Annotated in this window: 4 protein-coding genes and 1 pseudogene; 2 read left to right on the top strand and 3 right to left on the bottom strand. The window is 76.3% G+C overall.

Going from position 1 to position 7,299, the window contains the following annotated elements; translation table 11 throughout:
- Window positions 1–1,537: pseudogene (locus OO48_RS30400) on the top strand (serine protease); the annotation flags it as partial.
- 63 nt (window positions 1,538–1,600) lie between these two features.
- On the top strand, window positions 1,601–2,545 hold the full coding sequence (locus OO48_RS30395) for a bifunctional riboflavin kinase/FAD synthetase (RefSeq protein ID WP_033222132.1): 945 nt from the start codon (window positions 1,601–1,603) through the stop codon (window positions 2,543–2,545).
- Between the two features lie 98 nt (window positions 2,546–2,643).
- Here the strand turns inward: OO48_RS30395 and OO48_RS30390 are convergent, their stop codons facing one another.
- The 3 genes from OO48_RS30390 to eccE form a co-directional block, all read right to left on the bottom strand.
- Window positions 2,644–4,752, bottom strand: coding sequence for a MinD/ParA family ATP-binding protein (locus tag OO48_RS30390; protein WP_033222130.1), 2,109 nt, complete (start codon window positions 4,750–4,752; stop codon window positions 2,644–2,646).
- 194 nt (window positions 4,753–4,946) lie between these two features.
- Window positions 4,947–5,705 (bottom strand): hypothetical protein, encoded by a 759-nt coding sequence (locus tag OO48_RS30385; protein ID WP_051733159.1) that lies wholly within the window; start codon window positions 5,703–5,705, stop codon window positions 4,947–4,949.
- Complete coding sequence (gene eccE / locus OO48_RS30380; protein ID WP_081952502.1) at window positions 5,705–7,090, bottom strand: type VII secretion protein EccE; 1,386 nt, start codon at window positions 7,088–7,090, stop codon at window positions 5,705–5,707. Before eccE ends, OO48_RS30385 begins: the two co-directional genes overlap by 1 nt.
- Between the last annotated feature and the right edge of the window lie 209 nt (window positions 7,091–7,299).

The following is a 7,299-nucleotide window of genomic DNA, read 5'->3' as shown; positions in this document are numbered from 1 at the left end:
GGCGGGGGAGGCGCGGGGGGCGGCGGTGCTGGACGGGTGGCTGCGGCGGGCCCTGGCGGCGCTGGAGCGCTCCGAGCGCGGCGGGGAGGCGGACTGGTGGGCGGGCCGGCTGCTGGTGGCGGGCCTGGCGGGGAGCCCGGAGCCGTCCGCGCACCGCGAGTTGCTGGAGCTGCTGGCCGAACGGGCCGGGCGGGACGAGCGGTTCGGCGCCGCGTTCTGGGTCGGTCTGCCGCTGCCGGTGGCCGAACGGGTCGCGCTGCTGGGCCGGCTGGCGCGCGGCCCGGGCCGGGCGGAGGTGGTCCGGGCGGCGGCGGCCGAGCTGCTGGCCGCCGACCCGCGCGGGGTGCTGCCGCTGCTGTGCGCCTGGTACGGGGAGGGCACCGGGGGCGAGGGGCCCGCCGCCGAGCTGGCCGACGAACTGCTGTACGAGCACCGGGCGCTGGCGCTGGACGAGTTGACGGAGGCGCTGGTCGCCGCCGCCCACCCGCGGGCCGACGCGCTGCTGGGCCGGCTGGCCGAGCACGAGCCGTCCGCGCTGTGCCGGGCGGTCGACCGGTGGAGCCACGACCCGCGCCCCGAGCGGCACGTCGCGGCGGCCGTGCACGCGCTGCGCACCGCCCCGCACGCGGAGGGCTCGGGGGCGCGGCTGCTGCGGCTGGCGGCCCGGACGCTGCTGGCCCGGGAGGACGAACCGGCCCTGCACGGCGCGGCGCTGGCGCTGCTGGTGCGCGATCCGGAGGGCCGGGCCGAGCACCTGGCGGCCGCGCTGGCCGCGTACCGGGCGGGCGACCCGTTCCTGACCGCCGAGGTGCTGGCCGGCCTGGTGGCCGAGCACCCGGCGGAGGTGCTGGCGGCGGTGCGCGAGCGGCTGCGGGTGCCGGACGCCCGGCCGGGGGAGGACCTGCGGGTGCTGGAGGCGGCCGCCGACCCGGCGGTGGCCGCCTCGGTGCCGCTGGTCGCCGCCGAGCTGCTGCGGGACGGCCCGGAGCGGGCCGGGGCGGTCGCCCGGCACCTGGACCGGCTGCTGGAGGCCGGGCGGGACGGCCGTCCGCTGCTGGACGCGGTGCTGGCCGCCGAGCCGCCGGTGCGGGCCGTCTTCGTGCCGGTGCTGGCCGCGCCCGGCGGCGGCCGGGAGGAGCTGCTGGACGCCCTGCTGGCCGCCGAGCGGGACGAGCGGGTGCTGGCCGCGGTGGTGGAGGCGCTGGCGGCCCGCCACGCCGGGCACCCCGGGCGGCGGGTGCGCGAACTGCTGTGCCTGGTCGCCGAGCGGTGGCCGGGCGCGGACGCCGCCCTGGTGCGCTGTGCGGGCCGCTGGGCGGGTTTCGCCCGGCTGCTGGCGTCCTGGCCCGAGGGCGCCCCGTCACCGCCCCAGGGGCCCCGGCTGGCCCGGATGCGGGCCCTCGCCGCGTCCGGCCGGGACCCGCAGTACGCCGCGGCCGAGGCCGAGCGCCAGGTCGACCGTCCCGGCAGCCGTCTGACCGGTCACACCAAGGGCCTTCCGGTACCTGGGCAGGGCCGGTCGCATGGCACGCTATAGGGGTTCGGTTTCGGTCTTTCGAGTGCACGGGTTGTGCACACCGTAGGAACAAGGAGCGGTCAGGTGCAGCGCTGGCACGGCCTGGAGGAGATCCCCGGGGACTGGGGGCGCAGCGTCGTCACCATCGGATCGTTCGACGGGGTCCACCGCGGACACCAGTTGATCATCAACCGGGTGGTGGAGCTGGCCGGCGAGCTGGGGGCGAAGTCGGTGGTGGTCACCTTCGACCCGCACCCCAGCGAGGTGGTCCGGCCCGGCACCCACCCGCCGCTGCTCGCCCCGCAGCCGCGCCGGGCCGAACTGGTCGAGCAGCTGGGCGTGGACGCCGTCCTGGTGCTGCCGTTCACCGCCGAGTTCTCCAAGGAGTCCCCGGAGTACTTCGTGCGGTCGGTGCTGGTCGACGCGCTGCACGCCAAGGCGGTCGTCGAGGGCCCCAACTTCCGCTTCGGGCACCGCGCGGCGGGCGACGTCGAGCTGCTGGCCGAGCTCGGCCGGGCCGACGACTTCACCGTCGAGGTGGTCGACCTGCAGGTGCGCGGCACCGCGGGCGACGGCGAGCCGTTCTCCTCCAGCCTGTGCCGCCGCCTGGTCGCGGCCGGTGACATGACCGGCGTCGCCGAGATCCTCGGCCGCCCGCACCGGGTCGAGGGCGAGGTCGTCCGCGGCGCCCAGCGCGGCCGCGAACTCGGCTACCCCACCGCCAACGTGGACACCGTCGCGCACTCGGCGATCCCCGCCGACGGCGTGTACGCGGGCTGGCTGACCGCCGACGGCGAGACCATGCCCGCCGCCATCTCGGTCGGTACCAACCCGACCTTCGACGGCACCGCCCGCACCGTCGAGGCGTACGCCATCGACCGGGTCGGCCTCGACCTGTACGGGCAGCACGTCGCCGTGGACTTCCTGGCCTGGCTGCGCGGCATGGAGAAGTTCGACTCCATCGACGCCCTGCTGGAGCGGATGGCCGAGGACGTCAAGCGCGCCCGGGACCTCACCGAGCGCCCCTGAAGCCGCCCGAGCGCCCCTGAAGCTGCCGGGCGCGCTCTGCGCGCCGACGTCGGAGCCCCCCGCGGAACGCGTGTTCCGCGGGGGGCTCCGACGTCGCGTCAGCCCTGGTGGGGCGGCGGGTAGCCGTACCCCGGGGGCGGCGCCTCGTGCGGCGGCGGGTAGCCGTAGCCGGGCTGCGGGGCCTGCGGCGGGTACGGCTGCTGGCCCTGCTGCGGGTAGCCGGGCTGCGGCGGCTGCTGCCACGGCTGGCCCTGCTGCGGGTAGCCGCCCTGCTGCGGGTACTGCTGCTGCGGGTACGGCTGCTGCTGTTGCTGCGGGTAGCCGCCCTGCTGCGGGTACGGCTGCTGCTGCTGGGCCTGCCAGCCGGCCTGCTGCTGCGAGCGGGCGATGTCCTCGCCGACCAGCGTCGCCAGCTCGAAGTAGGCGTCGCGGACCTTCGGCCGCATCATCTGCAGGTTGACCTCGGCGCCGGCCGCCAGGCTCTCGTCGAACGGCACCACCACGACGCCGCGGCAGCGGGTCTGGAAGTGCGCCACGATGTCCTCGACCTTGATCATCTTGCTGGTCTCGCGCACCCCGGAGACCACCGTGATCGACCGCTGCACCAAGTCCGCGTAGCCGTGCGCGGACAGCCAGTCCAGGGTGGTCGAGGCGCTGGACGCGCCGTCCACGCTGGGCGTGGCCACCACGATCAGCTGGTCCGCGAGGTCCAGCACGCCGCGCATCGCCGAGTACAGCAGACCGGTGCCGGAGTCGGTCAGGATGATCGGGTAGTGCTGCCCGAGCACCTGGATGACCTGGCGGTAGTCCGAGTCGTCGAAGGTGGTGGAGACCGCCGGGTCCACGTCGTTGGCGACGATCTCCAGGCCCGAGTTCGGGTCCTGCGAGGTGTACTGGCGGATGTCCATGTAGCTGCGGATGTTCGGGATCGCCGTCACCAGGTCGCGGATGGTCGCCCCGGTCTGCCGCTTGATGCGGCGGCCCAGGGTGCCCGCGTCCGGGTTGGCGTCGATCGCGATGACCTTGTCCTGCCGCTCGCTGGCCAGCATCGCGCCCAGCGAGGTGGTGGTCGTGGTCTTGCCGACCCCGCCCTTGAGGCTGATCACCGCGATCCGGTAGCAGGTCATCACCGGGTGCCGGATCAGCTCCAGCTTCTGCTGCTTGCCGGCCTGCGCCGACTTGCCGCCGAACTGGAACCTGGACTGCTTCTGCACCTTCGGCTGGCCGCGCAGCAGCCGGTCCGAGGACAGCTCCACCGCGGCCGTGTAGCCGAGCGCCGCGCCGTGCGCGGAGGGCTGCCCCGCCGCCTGCTGGAACTGCGCCGGGGCCTGCGGCGCACCGCCGACACCGTGCTGCTGCGGCGGCTGCGGCGCGTACTGCTGGGGCTGGGGCTGCGGCCAGCCGCCCGTCCGCGGGTCCACCGGCGGCTGCTGCTGGTTCGGCCACTGCGGCGGCTGGGCCTGCGGCGGCTGCTGACCCTGCTGCGGGTACGGCTGCTGCTGCGGCGGCTGGGCCTGCGGCGGGTACGGCTGGTTCGGCCACTGCGGCGGCTGGGCCTGCGGCGGCTGCTGCTGGGCGTCGGGCTGCGGCGGGTACGGCTGCTGGCCCTGCTGCGGGTACGGCGGCTGCGCCTGCGGCGGCTGCGCGGCCTGCGGTTGGACGGCGACGGGCGGCTGCTGCGCGGCCTGCGGCTGGACGGCGACGGGCGGCTGCTGGGCGACCGGCGGCTGCGGCGGCCCCGCCACCTGCTGCTGCACCGGCGGCGCGGCGTCCGGCACCGCCACGTCCGGCGCGTTCGGGTCGACGGGCGGCTGCGGAGCCTGCGGCTGGACGGCGACGGGCGGTTCGGGAGCCTGCTGCTCGGCCGCCGGCGGCTGCGGCGCGGGCGGCTGGGGAGCCTGCTCCGCCACCGGCGGCGGGCCGGGCACCTGCTGCGCCACCGGCGGCTGCTGGGCGACCGGCACCGGCGGCGGCCCCGCCACCTGCTGCTGCACCGGTGGTGGCTGGACCTGCGGCGGCTGGGCCTGCTGCTGGACGGGCGGCTGCGCTTGGACGGGCGGCTGCGGCTGCGGCGCCGCTACCGGAGCGCCGGGCGCGGCGCTCTGGGTGTACCAGGACGGGGCGCTGTAGTCCGGGGCGTCGGACCAGTCATCGTCGTCCTCGGCCGCGTTGTCGCCGACGTAGACGCCGTCCCGATCGCTGCTCACTGGGGCTCCCTCGTTCTCGCCGAAGCTGCTTCGGCGGTTGCCGTCGGGCAACAAGACTAGGCCGTGCAGGTGCCCGGGCTGAAGGCGGTGCCCGACCTGACGGCGGATCCGGCCGACCCTGGCGACCCGGCCGGCCCGGCCCGCCCCGGCGGGGCCGGGACCCCTCCGGAGCGCGCCGGCCGACCGGAGCCCGGTCAGTCCATGCGGCGCGGGCCGCCCAGCACCTGGGTCTCGGCCTCGCCCTGGTTGGTCATCACGTACTGGCGCCGCATCCGGGTCGCCCACAGCGTCACGTTGTCCGGCAGCGTCGGCAGCGCGCTGACGTCACCGGGGGCCAGCGACAGCAGCCGGCCCAGCAGTTCGGCCTCCTGCGGCGAGACCCGCTGCAGTCCGACCAGGTCGGCCGTGTTGATCACCCGTCCGGCGTTCGGGCCCAGGTAGGGCAGCACGGTCAGCGTGGTCTGCCACGGCGTCGCCGACAGCCGGCTGCGGTTGGGCCGCGCGCCCAGGTCGCGGACCACCAGAACGGGGGACGCCACCGACGCGCCCTGCGCACCCAACCGGCCCACCTGGTGGATCGTCACGCACGGCTGCCCGCCGCCCGCGGCCTGCGCCATCGGCGCCCACGCCTGCGGACGGCCGGTCTCCACCGCGATCCGGGCCCCGGTGGCGGCCGCGCGCAGCGCGATCAGCTGCGCCGTCCACATGCCGCCGACCAGCACCACCTCGAACGCCGACGGGCGGAACAGGCCGATCACCGCGGGCTGCTGCTGGTGGTCCAGGCCGATCACCACGCCGTCGTCGCCGACCGGGAAGGCCAGCGCCGACAGGTCCTCGACCGTCAGCACGTGCTTCTCCCGGCGCGGGCCGCGCAGGCCGTACCCGGGACGCACCCGCACCGGGCGCTGCTCGACCGGCTGCGGGGCCTGGCCGGAGTAGGTCTGGTAGGCCATCAGGACGTCCCTCCCAGGGGCAGCGTGGCGAGCAGGCCCGGGGCGTGCTCCAGGTCGAGGCGGGTCAGCGAGGCGCCGTTGTGCTGCGCCCGGGACTCCACCTGGCGGCCCATCTGGACGAGCCTGGCCTCGTTGTGCTCGGTCAGCCGCAGGTGGCCGCTGAGCGCCACCGAGCCGCCCAGCGCGCGGGTCGCGGTGACCGAGAAGGTCGAGGCGAACGCGGGGGTGCCGGTCAGCTGGTTGACCAGGTCGGGGGCGGCCACCCGGCCGCCGCCCATGCCGGGGCGGGACAGCACCGGCCACTTGGAGATCCAGTACGTGGCGTGCCAGCGGTCGTCGATCCGGCAGTACTTCGCCGACTCCTGGGTGCGGCGCACGCCCACCCCGCCGCCGCCGGAGCCCTGCCGGCCCGCCACCGCCACCGGGTTGGCGCACACCGAGATGGCCAGCGCGGCGATCAGCTCGCGCTCGTCCAGCACGGTGGCGGTGAACCCGGCGTTGTTGAGCCGGCCGGCCAGCTGGTCGGTGACGCGCTGCAGCGTCTTGCGGGCGCCCTCCTCGCCGCCGCCGCGGGCCAGCACGGCGGTGGCCGCGCGCTCCGGGTCGAGCTTGAGCGCGACCCAGGTCAGCCGCAGCGCCGGGGTGTTCACCCCGCCGGGGGTCTGCTGGTAGGCGCGGGCGGCCAGCGAGTGCTCGGGCAGGTGCGGCGCGGGCGCGGGCTGGGTGTGCTGGACCAGCTGCACCGACTCCAGGCAGATGTCGTCGACCTGCAGGACCGAGCAGATCAGGTCCAGCGGGACGGCGGAGGCGGCCCGGCCCGGGCGCAGCGGCTGGTCCTTGGACTGCACCAGCAGCACCGAGGTGAAGAAGGTGCCGTCGCCGACCATGCCGGTCTCGCGGCGCAGCGGCCGGCCGTCGCCGAGGTCGGTCTCGATCGCGTGGGTGCAGGTCTTGAGCGCCGGGTCGAGCTCCATCACGGGCGCGATGGCCGGGTCGGTGCCCGGCGGCGGGACGTTGTACTTCGCTTCCTTGCGGCGGGAGTTGTACGTCGAACGGACGCTCACCGCCTCGCCGGTGGTGCGGCCGCCGAGCCGCAGCAGCGCCACCGCGGCCAGGATCAGCGCGGGCACCGCGAAGACGCCCGCCATCATCGTGTTGATCGACCAGCCGACCGCCACCAGGGCGGCGGCGACCTCCAGCTGGACGATCTGCTTGAGTTCCAGGCGGCGGCCCAGCAGCCCGGGCCTGGGCAGCAGCCGCAGGCTCACCGGGCCGACCGCCGCGGGCGCGGGCGGCGCGCTGCGGGCCCGGCGTCCGCCCGGGGCGTCCGGCCTCCGGCCGTGCGAGGTGGAGCGTCGTCGTGCTGGAGCGGACTGGCTTGGCATCCCCCGAATTGCCCTCTCTGCTTCAGATGTCCCGTCAGATCCCCCCGCGGGCCCGGAAAGCGCGGGCGGGGGCCGGGTCGGCGGCCCGGATGGCGGACCGTAGGAGCCTACCCGTTACCGTACTCACCGTCTGCTGCCGCATCGTAGAGGGGTGGCCGAGCGGGTCGCCCGCCGGGTGGCAGACTCAACGGACGGCACAAGCGCGTTGA

The organism is Kitasatospora phosalacinea (genome assembly GCF_000716545.1).
In the GTDB taxonomy this organism is placed as follows: Bacteria; Actinomycetota; Actinomycetes; order Streptomycetales; family Streptomycetaceae; genus Kitasatospora; species Kitasatospora phosalacinea.
This window is presented reverse-complemented; position numbering and strand designations above follow the sequence as displayed.